The organism is Stenotrophomonas sp. Iso1 (assembly GCF_027497995.1).
In the GTDB taxonomy this organism is placed as follows: Bacteria; Pseudomonadota; Gammaproteobacteria; order Xanthomonadales; family Xanthomonadaceae; genus Stenotrophomonas.
Map to the genome: position 1 here is coordinate 1127397 of NZ_JAODBT010000001.1, position 14687 is coordinate 1142083.

Consider the following 14687-nt stretch of genomic DNA (forward strand, 5'->3'; position numbering starts at 1 on the left):
CCATGCGCGGCAATATCGCCCAGATGATGCAGCAGGCCCAGAAAATGCAGGAAAACCTGCAAAAGGCCCAGGAAGAAATCGCCAAGTTGGAAGTCACCGGCAGCGCCGGTGGTGGCATGGTCACGGTGACCCTGAGCGGCACGAAAGAGTGCCGCAAGGTGCGTATCGATCCGTCGGTGCTGTCCGACCAGGAAATGGTGGAAGACCTGATCGCGGCCGCCTTCAATGACGCTGCCAACAAGATCGACACCGAATCGCAGAGCCGCATGGGTTCGGCTACGGCGGGCATGAAGTTGCCGCCGGGCATGAAGCTGCCATTCTGATGCAGCCGGCGCCGGCCTTGTCCGGTGTCTGTGCTACCCGCGACGCGAAGCCTTTGGGCTTCGCGCGCTTGTTTTTGATGAAGAGCCTGACGCGATGAGCCTGCCGCTGCTGGAACAACTGATCGAAGCGTTCCGTGTATTGCCGGGCGTCGGCCAGAAGACGGCGCAGCGCATGGCTTATCACGTGCTGGAACGCGCCCGCGAAGGCGGCCAGCGTTTATCCGAGGTGCTGGCCGAGGCCATTGAGAAGGTCGGCCATTGCGTGCAATGCCGGGATTTCAGCGAGACCGAGGTGTGTCCGGTGTGCGCCAGCGCGAGCCGCGAGCGGCAGATGCTGTGCGTGATTGAATCGCCGGCCGACCGCCTGGCCATTGAACATGCCACCAGCTATCGCGGCGTGTACTACGTGCTGCAGGGGCGTTTGTCGCCGCTGGACGGCATCGGCCCGCGTGAGCTTGGCTTGGACAAGCTGGAGGCGCGTTTGGCGCAGGGTGAAGTCAACGAGCTGATCATCGCCACCAATTCCACCGTTGAAGGTGAGGCCACCGCGCATTACCTGGCGCAACTGGCACGTCGCAACAAAGTGCGTCCCAGCCGCTTGGCGCAGGGGCTGCCGTTGGGTGGCGAGTTGGAATACGTGGATCGCGGCACCTTGTCGCATGCTTTTGGCAGCCGCAGCGAAATCAGCGAATAGTCGATGCGGTGGCGGTAAGCTGTAGGCCGTTTTCCCAGTGAGCCGTCGCATGACCGACACTATTTTCGGCAAGATCATCCGCCGCGAGATTCCCGCCAACATCGTCTACGAAGACGAGGACGTGTTGGGTTTCCAGGACATCGCTCCGCAGGCGCCGGTGCATGTGCTTTTCATACCGAAGAATGAAGTCATCCCCACCCTGGATGATCTGCAGCCGTCGCAGGCGCATTTGATCGGCAAGCTGGCGTTGGCTGCGGCCGAATACGCGCGACAGCAGGGGCTGGCGCAGAACGGTTACCGCATCGTCATGAACTGCCGCGAGGATGCCGGGCAGACGGTGTTCCATATCCACCTGCACCTGTTGGCCGGTGCACCGCTGGGGCATTTCGGCGCAGCGTGAGTGATTGGATGTGCAGGACAGAACGCCACCTTCGGGTGGTGTTTTTATTTGCAGGAGCGGTGTCTGCCAGTGGTGCTGGGGCCGCGTCCGTGTGGGAAATTCCCACAATCACATCGCGAGTTGCCTCGCGTGCGCCGCGTCTAGCCGTATGTCGTGGCTTCGGAAACAGACGGCTGTCACGTGCCGGGGAGACCGCATGGTTTCTGCGGCTGAAGCCATTGCCGTGATGCCGCGGGTCTTGTGCCGGCAATGAAAAACGCCGCCCGAGGGGCGGCGCTTCGTCATGCGTGTGCTGGCTTACCACCAGCCGCCGCGCCAGCCCCAACCCCAGCCCGGGCCGGGGCCCCATGCCGGGCCCCACGGGCCGTAGGGGTAGGCCGGGACTACGTCCACTTCGCGCTGCACCGGCCACAGGTAGACCACGTCGGCGGCGACCTTGGGCAGCGGGTAGTCGTATTCGCCGATCTTGGTGGTCTGGTAGCCGTCGATGCGGCCGATGAAGGTCACGTCGCGGCCGGGCTCGAACACGGCCGGGTCGTAGAAGCCGGCACGGCAGGCGATGAAGCGGCCGTCGCTGGCGTCGGAAGAGGTGCTGCTCGGGCGGCCGCTACCGTTGAGCGGGCGGGCGATCATCTGGAAGCAGGTTTCGCCCTGTGCGGGCAACGTTTCAATGATGCGGCCGCCCCAGCGTACCGGCGTGCCGGTCTGCTTCTGCGCGACCGAGTCGCGCGGCGACACCGGGCTGAACTGCCCCTGCAGCGGTTTGGGGGCGGTGGCACAGGCAGCCAGGGTCAAGGTGGCGGCAAGGGTAATGAGAATGCGGGTGTTCATGGTCGTGCTCCGGGTCTCGGGCGATGCCTGTGCAGGTCAGCCAATAATGAAACGGGGTCGAACTGAGCGCCAGCGTATCGTGCATCGGTGAAACGCTGGCTGAGTGTCAGCAGACCGCTGCCTGGGTGGCTAAGTTCCACACGTCGGGCCCAATCATTGGCCGATTCGTAGGGTTCGCGGCCCAGCCCGAGGCGGGCGTAGCGGCGATCCAGCCGGTGCCAGGCGCGCAGCAGTGGGTCGCGTTGACGCTCGCCACGTGCCAGCAGCCAGGCCATCAAGCCCAGTGCCAGCACGGCAAAGCCAGCGAACAGTGCGATCAACTGTGACGGCGTCAGTCGCTCGATGCCGAAGGGACGGAGCAACTGCTGCTGGCGGTTGGCATCGAAGGACAGGAAGGCGGTGTTCCAGCCGCGCCGCATCCAGTCGCCGAACTGCTTGAAGCTGTCCCAACGGCCGGCGAGGTCAAACCCGCCGGCATTGCCTTGGCCGAGGCGATCTTCCAGTGTGTCGTAGATGCGCTCGGGGGCCACGGCGGCGGTGGGGTCCACGCGCACCCAGCCGCGTCCGGCCAGCCAGACTTCAGCCCAGGCATGGGCGTCCATCTTGCGTACCACCCAATAGTCGCCATAGCGGTTACGCACGCCGCCGGCATAGCCGGTGACCACGCGCGCGGGGATGCCGGCGCCGCGCATGAGCACCACGAACGCGGAGCTGAAGTGTTCGCAGAACCCGGCCTTCTGGTCGAACAGGAATTCGTCGGCACCGTGGCGGCCGGCCAGTGGCGTGGACAGGGTGTAGGCGAACTCGCGATGGATCCATTCCAGGCTGCGCTGCACGATGGCGGCATCGTTCGGACCGGCTTCCGCGCGCCATTGCTTGGCCAATGCCAGCGTGCGCGGGTTGAAGCCGTCGGGGAGCTGCAGTGCCTGCTGGCGCAGCCGTTCCGGCAATTGTGATTGGAAGCGGCGTGGCGGCGCGGACTGCATCCGCCAACGGGTCAGTGCGGTCAGCGTGCGATTACTGCTGAGGCTGTAGTCGGCGTCCAGTTGGCTGTCAGCGGGTGCAGCAAGTGGCAGATCCAGTGCGACCAGTTGCCGGTTGTCGCTGGCCTCGTACTCGATCAGGTAATCCCAGCGCACGTCGGCTGCTTCGAACGCGGCCGGTGCGATGCGTTGCTGGCGGTTGGAGCGCGTCCAACTGCGGCCATCGAAGCGGGTCAGCACCGGGCCGCGCCAATAGCGTTGGTCGGCCGGGGGCACCGGGCCGAAGAACTGCGCGCGCAGGGCCGGGCTGTCATCGGCCATCAGGTCGATCCACGCGCCGGGCTCCATGCTGTCGGACAGGCCGGGGCGGCTGACCACGCGGTCGGGAATGCCCCAGAGCGGGCTGCCCAGGCGCGGCACCAGCCAGAATGCGGACAAGGCCAATGGCAGTGCCAGCAGCATCAGCTTGCCTATCGTTCGCAGCTGAGCGACGGGCGGCAAGGCGATCACGCCGGCATCGTCATCGGCCAGCCGCTGCAGTGCCAGCAATGCGCAGATGACCGCTGCCGTAGCGAGCAGTAGCGTGGTGGGGCCCTGATCCAGCAGAAAGGCGGCGAACGGCGAAAACAGGGCGAAGCCGAGCAGGCTGCGCGCGTCACGCAGGGTGCGTAGCTCGCTGGATTTGATCGCCAGCATGGCCGCCAGCAAGGCGCAGCCGGTATCGCGGCCGAGGTTGGCGCCCATCTGCCAATAGATCGTGACCAACATCGTGGCGATCAGCAGCAAGCGGAGCAGTAAAGGCACCTGGCGCCGCCATGACACGCCGGCCACGATCACGGCCGTTGCGCCGAGCACAGCGGCCAGCACACCGGGCAATTGCAGCAACAATGGCAGCAATGACAGTGCGGTAGTCAACAGCACCCAGCCGCGTGCGTGCGGGCCTAGGGGGAGCGAGGGCGAGGTGCTCATGCGGGCGGCAACAAGGCGAGTGCGCGCAGGCACAGGTGGCGATGGGCATCGCCGACGGCCGGGCCGATGGCGGGGTTGCCGGGCAGGCGCAGTTGATAGCGGCGGCCCTCGCGCTCGGCGTCGTCCACCCAGCGTGCAAGGCGGGCGATGCGGCGTTCGTAGGGCAGGGCATGCAGTTGCTGCCAGTCCAGCACAAGCTCCGAACCCACTGGGCGTTCGTACTCGCGTACCAGCAAGCCATCGCGGCGCGCGGAATGCTTCCAGGCAATCGTGCGCAACGCATCACCTTTGCGGTAGGCGCGCAGTTGCTGCAGCTCATCCCCCATCGGATGCACGCGCGTGCGCGTTGAGGTGGTGCCGGTATCGGGTAACGGTGGCGCGTTGGTTTCCGGCGCCGGGTAGACCAGCAGCGGTGCGTCCGGCCAGAACCATGACCACGCGCGCACCAGCCCCAGCGGTTGCGTGGTGGTGATGCGGATACGTGAGATATCCAGCCAGCCGCGCGAGGTGGTGGGTAAGGCGAGGTCGGCCTCGACCTGGCTGTCAGTGCTGAGATTCACCGTTGCCCGAACGTCTTCATGACTGACCTGCAGCGCACGACGCGGGCGGGTGCCGGTGCGTGCCAGAGCCAGCCGCAGCTGGATCGGTGCACCGGCGGGCACCGGCTCGGCCGAGAGTGCTTCAAGGCGAATGCCGGACAGCTGCAGGTGTGCATATACCGCACTGGCCAGCGCGGTGGCGGCCAGCGTCAGTGCCAGCAGCAGCGCTGGGTTGTTGTTGTAGTTCAGGGCGCCCAGCAACATCGTCGCCAGCAGTCCGGCGAGGAACAGCCCAAAGCCGGTCGGCAGTACGTAGATGCGGTGGCGATCCAGTTGTACCGGCAATGCTTCGGGCTGACGTGGGCGCGCCAGCCACTGCAGGGCCTGCAACCGTTGTCGTGCTCGGCCGATCACTCAATCAACCCGCACGCTGTGCAGGATGGCGCGTGCCAGCACCGGGCCGGAAGACGACTCGGCCTCGGCCATCAGGCGGTGTCCGGCCACGGCAATAAACAAGGCCTGCACGTCCTCGGGGGTGACGTGTTTTCTGCCGAGCAACAGCGCATGGGCCTTGGCCGCGCGCACCAGCGCGATGCCGGCGCGCGGCGATAAACCGACCTTCACTCCTGGGTGCTGGCGGCTGCGGATGAGCAGCGCCTGCACGTAGTCGATCAGGGCGTCGCTGGCGTGTACCTGTTCGACTGCGTCACGCAGCGCCACGAGGTCCTGGTCGGACAGGCACGGCATGGCACGGGCGATCAAATCACGACGACTGCCTCCGCTGAGCAACGCGCGCTCGGCCTCGGCATTGGGATAACCCAGCGTGAGGCGAAGCAGGAAGCGGTCCAGCTGCGAATCCGGCAGTGGGAACGTGCCGGACATATCCACCGGGTTCTGCGTGGCGATGACGAAGAACGGATCCGGCAGCGCATGCGTCACGCCGTCGAGCGTGACCTGTTGCTCGGCCATCGCTTCCAGCAGCGCGCTCTGCGTGCGCGGCGGCGCGCGGTTGATTTCATCGGCCAGCAGCACATTGCAGAACACCGGCCCCGGGTGGAACTGGAAGCTGCGGCTGTGTGCTTCATAGATCGAAATGCCCAGCACATCGGCCGGCAGCAGATCGGAGGTGAACTGCACGCGCTGGAACTGCAGGCCCAGGCTGGAAGCCATGGCGTGCGCCAGCGTGGTCTTGCCCAGGCCGGGCAGATCCTCGATCAGCAGATGTCCGCCGGACAGCAATGCGACAAACGCCAGCCGCACCTCCTGCGCCTTACCCAGCAGCAGGGAATTGACCTGTTCCTGCGCCCTCTGCAAAGACTGCAACGTGACATCGGTTAGCATTCCGGCAGGCACCACGGTCATGGTCGTCTCGTATTCCAAAGTTGAGGGGGAAGTGTAAGTGGCAATCCGGGGGGAGCAACGCGCCTACATTACGTTCCTTGTGCTGTGGGCGTTGGTTACGACGGTCAAGGTGCTGGTTGCTTCACAGTTGCCGCTGTTCGTTGACGAATCGTTCTACTGGCAGGAAGGGCAGCACCTGGCTGCTGCGTACTCCGATCTCCCGGGGTTGACGGCGTGGTTGACCCGCCTGGGCGTGGAGTTGGCCGGCGATAATCGTCTCGGTGTGCGCCTGCCGTTCCTGTTGATGGGGGCACTGTTGCCATGGCTGGTGGCGGGCATCACCGCACGCTGGTTTGGTGGCCGGGTAGGTTGGCAGGCGGGCGCGCTCACGTTGCTGATGCCGCTGTCGGCCACCTTGGGAATCCTCGCCGTGCCGGATGTACCGATGGCGCTTGCGGCGGTGCTGTGTCTGGATGCCGGTGCACGCCTGCTGCGCAGTGTGGATGCCGGTGGTGCGTTGATGCTGGCGCTGGGTTTGGCGATTGGCGCGCTCAGCCATTACCGCTTCATTGGCGTCATCGGCATGGGCTTCATTGCCTTGATGTTGTTGCCCGAAGGTCGCCGGGTATTGCGCGATCCGCGTGTGTGGATGGCGCTGGCGGTCGGTATCTTTGCCTGGTTGCCGCTGCTTGCCTGGAACCTGGACAACCAGGATGCGGGCCTGAAATTCCAGGTGATGGAACGCCATCCATGGATGTTCCATGGCGAAGGCCTGCGCTTCCTGTTGATCCAGCCGCTGATGGTCACGCCGGTATTGTTCGTGGCAATGGTGGCCGTTGCCGTCAGTGGTCTGCGCCAGGCGCGGGGTGGTTTCCATCATGTGCAGTGGCGTTACTTTGCCTTGGTGGGCGCGACGTCGACGTTGCTGATCTTCGCGTTGGGATTCTTCACCGATGTGGAGCGCATCAGCTTCCATTGGCCGCTGCCGGGCTATCTGGCGTTGCTGATCGGCGTGCCGCTGCTGCTCAATCGCTGGCCGCGCTTCTGGCGGCGTTGTGTCTGGGTGACCGTCGCCATCGGCCTGGTGTGTGCGATGGGCTACTACGTGGTGGTGTCGGTGCCGACGCTGCGCGAGCAGATGGCCGGCAGCAAGTACTATCCGCGCAACTTCGCCGGCTGGCAGCCACTTGCCGAAGCCGTGCGCGAAGAACTGGCGGATATGCCGGCCGACACCACGGTGTTGGCGGACAGTTTCAAGGTGGGCGCGGAGCTGGGTTTCCGTCTGGATGATCCATCGATCAAGGTGCTGCCGCACGCGCTCAACGATCGACACGGGCGCACCGCGCAATTGGCGTTGTGGGGGATGCTCAGCAAGGGCGAGCGCCCCGGCCCGCAATTGCTGGTGCTGGCGCCAAGCGACCCGCGTTATCGCGATCTGCTCGCGCGGTATCACCAGGTCTGCGAACTGGTCGGGCCATTGCCGCCGCCGCGTGTGGTGTCACTGGATCATGGTTTCCAGCGTTTCCTGTTGTTCCGTTTGCCCGCGCAGAAACAGTCCGGTCCATGCGTCACCCCGGCGATGGCCTGGGTGGATGTGCCGGTGGCCGGTGCGGTCGTCGCCGACAAACTGGACGTGACCGGCTGGGCCTTCAAGGACGGCGTAGGGCTTTCGCGCGTGGAACTGCTGTTGGACGGGCGCAGCGTGGGCGATGCGGTTTACGGCCGTGACTTTGATATTCGTGCTGCATGGCCGGGCACCAACGATCCCCGCCATCCGCACGTGGGATTTGATGGACAAGTGGATGTCAGCCAGGTCGCGCCGGGCAAACACTGGCTCGGGCTGCGCCTGTATGGCGCAGATGGCAGCGTTGAACAGTGGGCCGAGCAGCCGTTCATGGTTGAGCGTTAAAGCGGTTCGCGTCGTGTTTCCTGCGCGCGGTGTTGTTGAATGCGCAGGTAGTCTCGCTTCAAGGCAGCTGATAGCCCGCCTGTCGCAGTAGCACCGACAACTGGATCAACGGCAAGCCCACCAGTGCTGTTGGGTCGCTGCTGTGGATCGCCTCAAACAGGCTGATGCCCAGGCCTTCACATTTGAAGCTGCCGGCGCAGTCCAGTGGCTGCTCGGCCTCCACGTAGCGGGTGATTTCGGCGGCATCCAGCGTTCGAAATTGAACGCGAGTCAGGTCACAGGCCTGCAAGTGTCTGCTGCCATTGCTCAGGCAGATGGCCGTATGGAAGTGGATTTCCTGCCCGGACATCGCTGCCAGCTGGGCACGGGCGGCCTCGGCGGTACCGGGTTTACCCAGTGGTGCGCCGAGCACCTCAGCCACTTGGTCAGAGCCGATCACCCAGCTGCCGGGCATCTGACAGGCAACGGCCTGCGCTTTGGCCTTGGCCAGGCGCTGGGCCAAGGCGGCCGGGGTTTCGGCGGGAAGTGGGGTTTCGTCCACCAATGGCGCCACTGAACTGAACGGCAGCCGTAGCCGGGACAACATTTCAGCCCGATAACGGGAGGTGGAGGCGAGGATCAGGTCTGTCATGTGGGAAAATGCAGCGTCCGGGCGCAGCAGTCTGCTGCCGTCCGCCTCCCGAGACAACGTGGTTGGCCCATTGGGTTTGACAGCGGCGGGGGTACTCCTTAACATTCTGCAGCTTATGTCCGCGAACGTGCCCGAATTGCTGGATGCTTGGCGGATGGTCGCAGCACGCAGGTGCTTCGACGGCCAGGTGCCTTTGTCCGAATTGACCCGCCTGCAAGGCCTTGTCGCCGATACCGAAGGGCAGTGCACTTATGCGCTGGAATTCGGTCGCGACGACATCCTGCAAGTGGCCTATGTCGAATTGACCATCGAAACGGCATTGCCGTTGATCTGCCAACGCAGCATGCAGCGCTTTTTGCTGCCGGTGTCGATGAAGCAGCGGTTGGGGTTGATCCGCGACGAAGACGAGGAATCGGCGCTCCCGCCCGATTACGAAGCGCTGCTGGTGCCCGAAGACGGCAACCTGCATCCGCTGGAAATGGTCGAGGACGAATTGGTGTTGGCCGTGCCGGTAGTGGCGCTGGCACCGGGAAGCGAGGCAGTCGAACGCGACTGGCCCGCAACCGAAGAGGAACAAAGCAAAGCTAATCCGTTCGCGGCATTGGCGGCGCTGAAGAAACAATAGCGGCCGGTTATCGTCGGCGGTCGCGGCGAAAGCGAGAGTAGTGCTGGACGCTGGCGTCCCGTGCAATTAAACGACGAAGCAAACGAACCGAGTTTGGAGCAATCCCATGGCTGTGCAGAAATCCCGTGTTACCCCGTCCCGCCGCGGCATGCGCCGTGCGCACGACGCCCTGAGCGCAAAGCAGCTGTCCACTGATCCGACCACCGGTGAAGTGCATCTGCGTCACCACATCACTGCTGACGGTTTCTACCGCGGCAAGAAGGTGATCACGACCAAGTCGTCCTCGACCGTCGAAGAAGATTGATTCGTAGCGGCCGTCACGTTCGCGTGGCGGCCGCTGCACCGATTCTTCCGGGGCCGCCTTAGGGCGGCTTCGCGCAACAGGAAACAGCATGAGCAAGCGGATCTACTCGAGGATCGCGGGCACTGGTAGTTACTTGCCCGAGAAAGTGTTGACCAATGACGATCTGACCAAGATTGTCGACACGACCGATGAGTGGATTCAGTCGCGAACGGGTATCCGTGAGCGGCACATCGCTGCTGATGAACAAACCACCAGCGACCTTGGCTACCACGCTGCGGTTCGTGCGCTGGAAGCGGCTGGCATCGAGGCTTCGCAGCTGGACATGATCATCGTGGGTACCACCACGCCGGATCTGATTTTTCCGTCTACCGCCTGTTTGATCCAGGCACGCCTTGGCGTGGCCGGTTCGGCGGCGTTTGACGTCAATGCGGCATGTTCGGGCTTTATCTTTGCCCTGAGTGTGGCCGACAAATTCATCCGCAGCGGCGACGCCAAGCATGTGCTGGTGATCGGTGCGGAAACCCTGACCCGTATCGTCGATTGGACTGACCGCACCACCTGCGTGCTGTTCGGCGATGGCGCGGGCGCCGTCGTGCTCAAGGCCGACGAAGACACCGGCATCCTCAGTACTCACCTGCATGCCGATGGCAGCAAGAAGGAGTTGTTGTGGGATCCGGTCGGCGTGTCGGTGGGTTTCGACAAGCCCGGCAAGATCAACATGAAGGGCAACGACGTGTTCAAGTACGCCGTCAAGGCGCTGGACTCGGTCGTCGACGAAACCCTGCAGGCCAACGGCCTGGACAAGTCCGATCTGAATTGGCTGATTCCACATCAGGCCAATCTGCGCATCATCGAAGCGACGGCCAAGCGCCTGAACATGTCGATGGAGCAGGTGGTCGTGACGGTCGACAAGCACGGCAATACCTCGTCAGGCTCGGTGCCGCTGGCACTGGATGCGGCGATCCGCTCTGGTCGTGTCGAACGCGGTCAGTTGTTGTTGCTGGAAGCTTTCGGTGGGGGTTTCACCTGGGGCTCGGCGCTGCTGCGCTACTGAGTTCGCGGCACATACGAACACAACGCTCGGGCAGCCATTGGCTGCCCGATGTCGTTTCAGGCTCGCAGGTGCGCTGACTGGCAGGCGCGTCCGTGGGCGCGAAGCGGGTGCGCTGAACGGCGAGATGTCCTTCAAATAAGCACTGCCGCCTCTGGTTTCAGAGGCGACCGTGGCTTCACGGCTGAAACCGCTCCTGCCACGGCGCCGGTTGTCGTAAGAGCGCCCTTGAGCGGCGATGCTGGCGAGGCCGCCTGCTGTGGCGGCGTATTGCTCCGGAGCAGCGGGCCTTTCGGCCGGGTCGCGGCTGGCTGCATACGCGCCAGTACAGACGAGCGGGCGCTTTCGCGCTTATCATGCCCCGCTTCGATTCGTGCAGCAGATAACCGCGTGACTGATCCCCGACTCGCTTTTGTATTCCCCGGCCAAGGTTCCCAATCTCTGGGGATGCTGGCTGAGCTGTCCGAGCTGCATCCGCAGGTCCGTGAGACCTTCGCTGAGGCGTCGGAAGGCGCTGGCGTGGATCTCTGGGCGTTGTCGCAAGGCGGGCCGGAAGAGCAGCTCAACCGCACCGAGTTCACCCAGCCGGCTTTGCTGGCGGCGAGCATCGCGGTGTGGCGCCTGTGGAATGCACAAGGTGGCGCCAAGCCGGCCGTGCTGGCGGGCCACAGTCTTGGTGAATACACCGCGCTGGTTGCGGCCGGTGCGCTGACCCTGCGTGACGGTGCCCATCTGGTGCGCCTGCGTGGCCAATTGATGCAGGACGCAGCTCCGGCTGGCATCGGCGCGATGGCGGCGGTGCTGGGGGCGGAAGATGCGCTGGTGCTGGAAATCTGCGCCGAAGCGGCAGGCAGCCAGGTGGTGGTGCCGGCCAATTTCAATTCACCCGGTCAGATCGTCATCGGTGGCGACGCTGCTGCGGTTGACCGCGCGCTGGCGCTGCTGGCTGAGAAGGGCGTGCGCAAGGCGGTGAAACTGGCCGTCAGTGTGCCGTCGCATACGCCGCTGATGCGTGAAGCCGCCAATCGTCTGGCCGAAGTCATGGCTGGCTTGGATTGGCGCGCACCGCAATTGCCGGTGGTGCAGAACGTCGATGCCAAGGTGCACGACGGCGTGGATGCCATTCGCCAGGCGCTGGTACAGCAGCTTTACCTGCCGGTGCAGTGGACCGGCTGCGTGCAGGCGCTGGCCGAAAAGGGCGTCACCCGTGTGGCCGAGTGCGGCCCGGGCAAGGTGCTGACCGGCCTGATCAAGCGCATCGACAAGAACATTGAAGGGCGTCCGCTCGCCACCCCGGCTGATTTTGCCGGTGCACTGGAAGAGTGGGCCAAGTAATTCAACCGGCAGTGGGTGCGTTCTGTGCCCTGCCATGATCGACAGCCGCCGCATCGGCGGCCTCGCAGCACTAAGGAAACCGCATGAGCAAGCCATTGCAGGGTGAAATCGCGCTTGTCACCGGCGCCAGTCGTGGCATCGGTGCCGCCATTGCCGACGAATTGGCCGCCCAGGGCGCCACCGTCATCGGTACGGCGACCACTGAATCCGGCGCCGCGGCCATTGGCCAGCGTCTGGCCGCGCAGGGCGGCCACGGCCGCGCGCTGAACGTGACCGAGCCGGGCGCGGTGGAGGCGTTGATTGAGGCGGTGAGCAAGGAATTCGGCGCGATCAGCATTCTGGTCAACAACGCCGGCATCACCCGCGACAACCTGCTGATGCGTATGAAGGATGAGGATTGGCAGGCCATCCTCGACACCAACCTGACCAGCGTCTACCGCACCTCCAAGGCGGTGATGCGCGGCATGATGAAGGCACGCAAGGGCCGCATCATCAATATCGCTTCGGTGATCGGCGTGACCGGCAACGCCGGGCAGGCCAATTACGCCGCCGCCAAGGCTGGCATCATTGCCTTCTCCAAGTCGCTGGCCAAGGAAATCGGCAGCCGCGGTGTGACCGTGAACGTGGTCGCCCCGGGCTTCATCGACACCGACATGACCAAGGATCTGCCCGAAGACGCCAAGGCGGCGATGCTCGGCCAGGTCGCGCTGGGCCGCCTCGGCGAACCAGTGGACATCGCCCGCGCGGTGGGGTTCCTGGCCAGCCCGTTGGCCAGCTACATCACCGGCGAAACCCTTCACGTGAACGGCGGTTTGTACATGCCGTAAGCGTGTGGCGCAGGGACTGCGCCCAAGTGATTGATCGCGGTGGTTTTTTGCCAGAATGCAAGGGCGCTGCGGTTTCCACTACACTATCCCACGGCCATCACCACGTGATGGCGTCTTTTGAACCACTACTCCATCTGGAGCGATATCCAATGAGCACCATCGAAGAACGCGTCAAGAAGATTGTTGTCGAGCAGCTTGGCGTCAAGGAAGAGGAAGTCACCATCAGCGCATCGTTCGTCGATGACCTGGGTGCCGACTCGCTGGACACCGTCGAGCTGGTGATGGCGCTGGAAGAAGAGTTCGAGTGCGAAATCCCGGACGAAGAGGCCGAGAAAATTGGCACCGTCCAGGCTGCCATCGACTACGTCAAGGCACACGTCAAGGCGTAATTGCGCCTGACAGGACGCGGCCGGCGTAAACCACCAGCCGCGTTGCAAATCCATGGGGCCGCAAATGCGGCCCTGTGCTTTTCACCGCTTCAATCCCCGTGAACGGGGCCAGGAGAATCCGCAATGAGTCGTCGCGTCGTCGTTACCGGCATGGGCATGGTGTCGCCGCTGGGCAATGATCTGGCCAGCAGCTGGGAAGGCATCATCAATGGCCGCTCGGGCATTGGCCCGCTGACGAGCGTTGCAGAGAATTATCTGGAACGTTTCACCACCAAAATCGCAGGTGAGGTCAAGGATTTCGACATCACCGCCGACAACCCGTTGTTCGGCAAGTTCAGGGTCAGTGGCAAGGATGCCAAGAAGATGGACCCGTTCATTCATTACGGCCTGGGCGCCGCCTTCATGGCGTTGCACGACTCGGGCCTGGAAATCACCGAGGCCAACGCCGAGCGCATTGGCGCCATCGTTGGCGCCGGTATTGGTGGCCTGCTGGGCATCGAGGAACAGACCATCGATTTCCATGAGGGCAAGAAGATCTCGCCCTTCTACGTGCCCAAGACCATCATCAACATGCTGCCGGGCCAACTGAGCATCATTGCCGGGCTGAAGGGGCCGTCGTTCTCGGCGGTATCGGCCTGTGCCACGTCCAACCATTCCATCGGTACGGCGATGCGCATGATCCAGTACGGCGATGCCGACGTGATGGTTGCCGGTGGCGCCGAGCGCGGCTCCTCACCGACAGCGCTGGGCGGCTTCTGCGCGATGAAGGCCATGTCCACCCGCAACGACGACCCGACCAAGGCGTCGCGTCCGTGGGACAAGGGCCGTGATGGCTTCGTGCTGGGCGACGGTGCCGGCATCCTGATTCTGGAAGAGTACGAGCACGCCAAGGCACGCGGTGCGCATATCTACTGCGAGCTGGCCGGCTTTGGCGCAAGCTCCGACGCGTACCACATGACCGCCCCGAGCGAGAATGGCGAAGGCGCCGCGCGCTGCATGGTTGCAGCGATGAAGGACGCCGGCGTCACCCCGGATCAGATTGGTTACCTCAACGCACACGGCACCTCCACGCCGCTGGGCGACCTGGGCGAGACCATGGCGATGAAGACCGCTTTCGGTGATCACGCTTACAAGCTGCTGGTCAGCTCCACCAAGTCGATGACCGGCCACCTGCTCGGCGCTGCCGGCGGCGTGGAGGCAATCTTCTCGGTCAAGGCATTGGAGACGGGCATCATTCCGCCGACGATCAACCTGGAAGATCCCAGCGAAGGCTGCGACCTGGATTACGTGCCCAACGTTGCCCGCAAGGCGCAGGTGGACGTGGTGATGTCCAATGGCTTCGGCTTCGGCGGCACCAACGGCACGCTGGTGTTCAAGCGCATCTAAGTTTTGAGTCCCTCTCCCGCGTGCGGGAGAGGGGTTGGGGTGAGGGCAGAGCGAAGCGGCTTCGTCGAACCGTCCGGTTGGTGGCAACGGTTGTTCGCCAAACTGGCGCGTGACGATGCGTTCTCCAGCCTACGCCTCTGGTTGTATTGA

Annotated in this window: 16 protein-coding genes; 11 read left to right on the forward strand and 5 right to left on the reverse strand. The window is 64.1% G+C overall.

The window, feature by feature from the left end:
- Window positions 1-2 precede the first annotated feature (2 nt).
- From PAN08_RS04785 to PAN08_RS04795, 3 genes are all read left to right on the forward strand, one after another.
- Entirely contained in the window at window positions 3-323 is a 321-nt protein-coding gene (locus tag PAN08_RS04785) for a YbaB/EbfC family nucleoid-associated protein (RefSeq protein ID WP_057632248.1), read from the forward strand.
- 94 nt (window positions 324-417) lie between these two features.
- Complete coding sequence (recR, locus tag PAN08_RS04790) at window positions 418-1017, forward strand: recombination mediator RecR (RefSeq protein WP_269790352.1); 600 nt, start codon at window positions 418-420, stop codon at window positions 1015-1017.
- Between the two features lie 49 nt (window positions 1018-1066).
- On the forward strand, window positions 1067-1417 hold the full coding sequence (locus PAN08_RS04795) for a histidine triad nucleotide-binding protein (protein ID WP_269790353.1): 351 nt from the start codon (window positions 1067-1069) through the stop codon (window positions 1415-1417).
- 297 nt (window positions 1418-1714) lie between these two features.
- Here PAN08_RS04795 and PAN08_RS04800 read toward each other — a convergent pair whose 3' ends face one another.
- From PAN08_RS04800 to PAN08_RS04815, 4 genes are read right to left on the reverse strand one after another with little or no spacing between them, the layout of a single operon-like run.
- Window positions 1715-2248 carry a Slp family lipoprotein gene (locus PAN08_RS04800; protein WP_269790354.1) on the reverse strand — a complete coding sequence of 178 codons (534 nt, stop codon included), beginning with the start codon at window positions 2246-2248 and terminating at the stop codon, window positions 1715-1717.
- Window positions 2245-4200, reverse strand: coding sequence for a DUF3488 and transglutaminase-like domain-containing protein (locus PAN08_RS04805; protein ID WP_269790355.1), 1956 nt, complete (start codon window positions 4198-4200; stop codon window positions 2245-2247). Before PAN08_RS04805 ends, PAN08_RS04800 begins: the two co-directional genes overlap by 4 nt.
- Window positions 4197-5153 (reverse strand): DUF58 domain-containing protein, encoded by a 957-nt coding sequence (locus PAN08_RS04810; RefSeq protein WP_269790356.1) that lies wholly within the window; start codon window positions 5151-5153, stop codon window positions 4197-4199. Before PAN08_RS04810 ends, PAN08_RS04805 begins: the two co-directional genes overlap by 4 nt.
- Window positions 5154-6080 (reverse strand): MoxR family ATPase, encoded by a 927-nt coding sequence (locus PAN08_RS04815; protein WP_269790357.1) that lies wholly within the window; start codon window positions 6078-6080, stop codon window positions 5154-5156. It abuts the gene before it with no gap.
- 64 nt (window positions 6081-6144) lie between these two features.
- On the opposite strand from PAN08_RS04815, the gene PAN08_RS04820 reads away from it, so the two are divergent.
- Window positions 6145-7989 (forward strand): glycosyltransferase family 39 protein, encoded by a 1845-nt coding sequence (locus PAN08_RS04820; RefSeq protein WP_269791169.1) that lies wholly within the window; start codon window positions 6145-6147, stop codon window positions 7987-7989.
- Between the two features lie 58 nt (window positions 7990-8047).
- On the opposite strand, the gene PAN08_RS04825 is transcribed toward PAN08_RS04820, so the two are convergent.
- Window positions 8048-8620: a Maf family nucleotide pyrophosphatase gene (locus PAN08_RS04825; protein WP_269790358.1), complete on the reverse strand. Its 573-nt coding sequence runs from the start codon at window positions 8618-8620 to the stop codon at window positions 8048-8050.
- A gap of 115 nt (window positions 8621-8735) precedes the next feature.
- Here PAN08_RS04825 and PAN08_RS04830 point away from each other — a divergent pair, with 115 nt between their 5' ends.
- The 7 genes from PAN08_RS04830 to fabF all read left to right on the forward strand — a co-directional run bounded on the left by PAN08_RS04830 (window position 8736) and on the right by fabF (window position 14537).
- Window positions 8736-9245: a YceD family protein gene (locus tag PAN08_RS04830; protein ID WP_269790359.1), complete on the forward strand. Its 510-nt coding sequence runs from the start codon at window positions 8736-8738 to the stop codon at window positions 9243-9245.
- 106 nt (window positions 9246-9351) lie between these two features.
- Complete coding sequence (gene rpmF / locus PAN08_RS04835; protein ID WP_269790360.1) at window positions 9352-9549, forward strand: 50S ribosomal protein L32; 198 nt, start codon at window positions 9352-9354, stop codon at window positions 9547-9549.
- Between the two features lie 88 nt (window positions 9550-9637).
- The gene (locus PAN08_RS04840; protein WP_269790361.1) at window positions 9638-10603 is read left to right on the forward strand and encodes a beta-ketoacyl-ACP synthase III; all 966 of its coding nucleotides are present in this window, start codon (window positions 9638-9640) and stop codon (window positions 10601-10603) included.
- Window positions 10604-10990: 387 nt separating this feature from the next.
- Complete coding sequence (gene fabD, locus PAN08_RS04845) at window positions 10991-11935, forward strand: ACP S-malonyltransferase (protein ID WP_269790362.1); 945 nt, start codon at window positions 10991-10993, stop codon at window positions 11933-11935.
- Window positions 11936-12018: 83 nt separating this feature from the next.
- Entirely contained in the window at window positions 12019-12762 is a 744-nt protein-coding gene (gene fabG, locus PAN08_RS04850) for a 3-oxoacyl-ACP reductase FabG (RefSeq protein WP_269790363.1), read from the forward strand.
- A 149-nt stretch (window positions 12763-12911) separates the two neighbouring features.
- Window positions 12912-13151 (forward strand): acyl carrier protein, encoded by a 240-nt coding sequence (gene acpP, locus PAN08_RS04855; RefSeq protein ID WP_057632261.1) that lies wholly within the window; start codon window positions 12912-12914, stop codon window positions 13149-13151.
- A gap of 123 nt (window positions 13152-13274) precedes the next feature.
- Window positions 13275-14537: a beta-ketoacyl-ACP synthase II gene (gene fabF / locus PAN08_RS04860; RefSeq protein ID WP_269790364.1), complete on the forward strand. Its 1263-nt coding sequence runs from the start codon at window positions 13275-13277 to the stop codon at window positions 14535-14537.
- The last annotated feature ends 150 nt before the right edge of the window (window positions 14538-14687 follow it).

Excerpts from the sequence above, each read along its gene's own strand:
- PAN08_RS04800 (WP_269790354.1), bottom strand. The coding sequence starts at position 2,248 with ATGAACACCCGCATTCTCATTACCCTTGCCGCCACCTTGACCCTGGCT.
- PAN08_RS04795 (WP_269790353.1), top strand. The coding sequence starts at position 1,067 with ATGACCGACACTATTTTCGGCAAGATCATCCGCCGCGAGATTCCCGCC.
- fabG (WP_269790363.1), top strand. The coding sequence starts at position 12,019 with ATGAGCAAGCCATTGCAGGGTGAAATCGCGCTTGTCACCGGCGCCAGT.
- PAN08_RS04815 (WP_269790357.1), bottom strand. The coding sequence starts at position 6,080 with ATGCTAACCGATGTCACGTTGCAGTCTTTGCAGAGGGCGCAGGAACAG.
- PAN08_RS04825 (WP_269790358.1), bottom strand. The coding sequence starts at position 8,620 with ATGACAGACCTGATCCTCGCCTCCACCTCCCGTTATCGGGCTGAAATG.
- acpP (WP_057632261.1), top strand. The coding sequence starts at position 12,912 with ATGAGCACCATCGAAGAACGCGTCAAGAAGATTGTTGTCGAGCAGCTT.
- PAN08_RS04805 (WP_269790355.1), bottom strand. The coding sequence starts at position 4,200 with ATGAGCACCTCGCCCTCGCTCCCCCTAGGCCCGCACGCACGCGGCTGG.
- PAN08_RS04840 (WP_269790361.1), top strand. The coding sequence starts at position 9,638 with ATGAGCAAGCGGATCTACTCGAGGATCGCGGGCACTGGTAGTTACTTG.
- PAN08_RS04830 (WP_269790359.1), top strand. The coding sequence starts at position 8,736 with ATGTCCGCGAACGTGCCCGAATTGCTGGATGCTTGGCGGATGGTCGCA.
- fabF (WP_269790364.1), top strand. The coding sequence starts at position 13,275 with ATGAGTCGTCGCGTCGTCGTTACCGGCATGGGCATGGTGTCGCCGCTG.
- rpmF (WP_269790360.1), top strand. The coding sequence starts at position 9,352 with ATGGCTGTGCAGAAATCCCGTGTTACCCCGTCCCGCCGCGGCATGCGC.
- PAN08_RS04785 (WP_057632248.1), top strand. The coding sequence starts at position 3 with ATGCGCGGCAATATCGCCCAGATGATGCAGCAGGCCCAGAAAATGCAG.
- recR (WP_269790352.1), top strand. The coding sequence starts at position 418 with ATGAGCCTGCCGCTGCTGGAACAACTGATCGAAGCGTTCCGTGTATTG.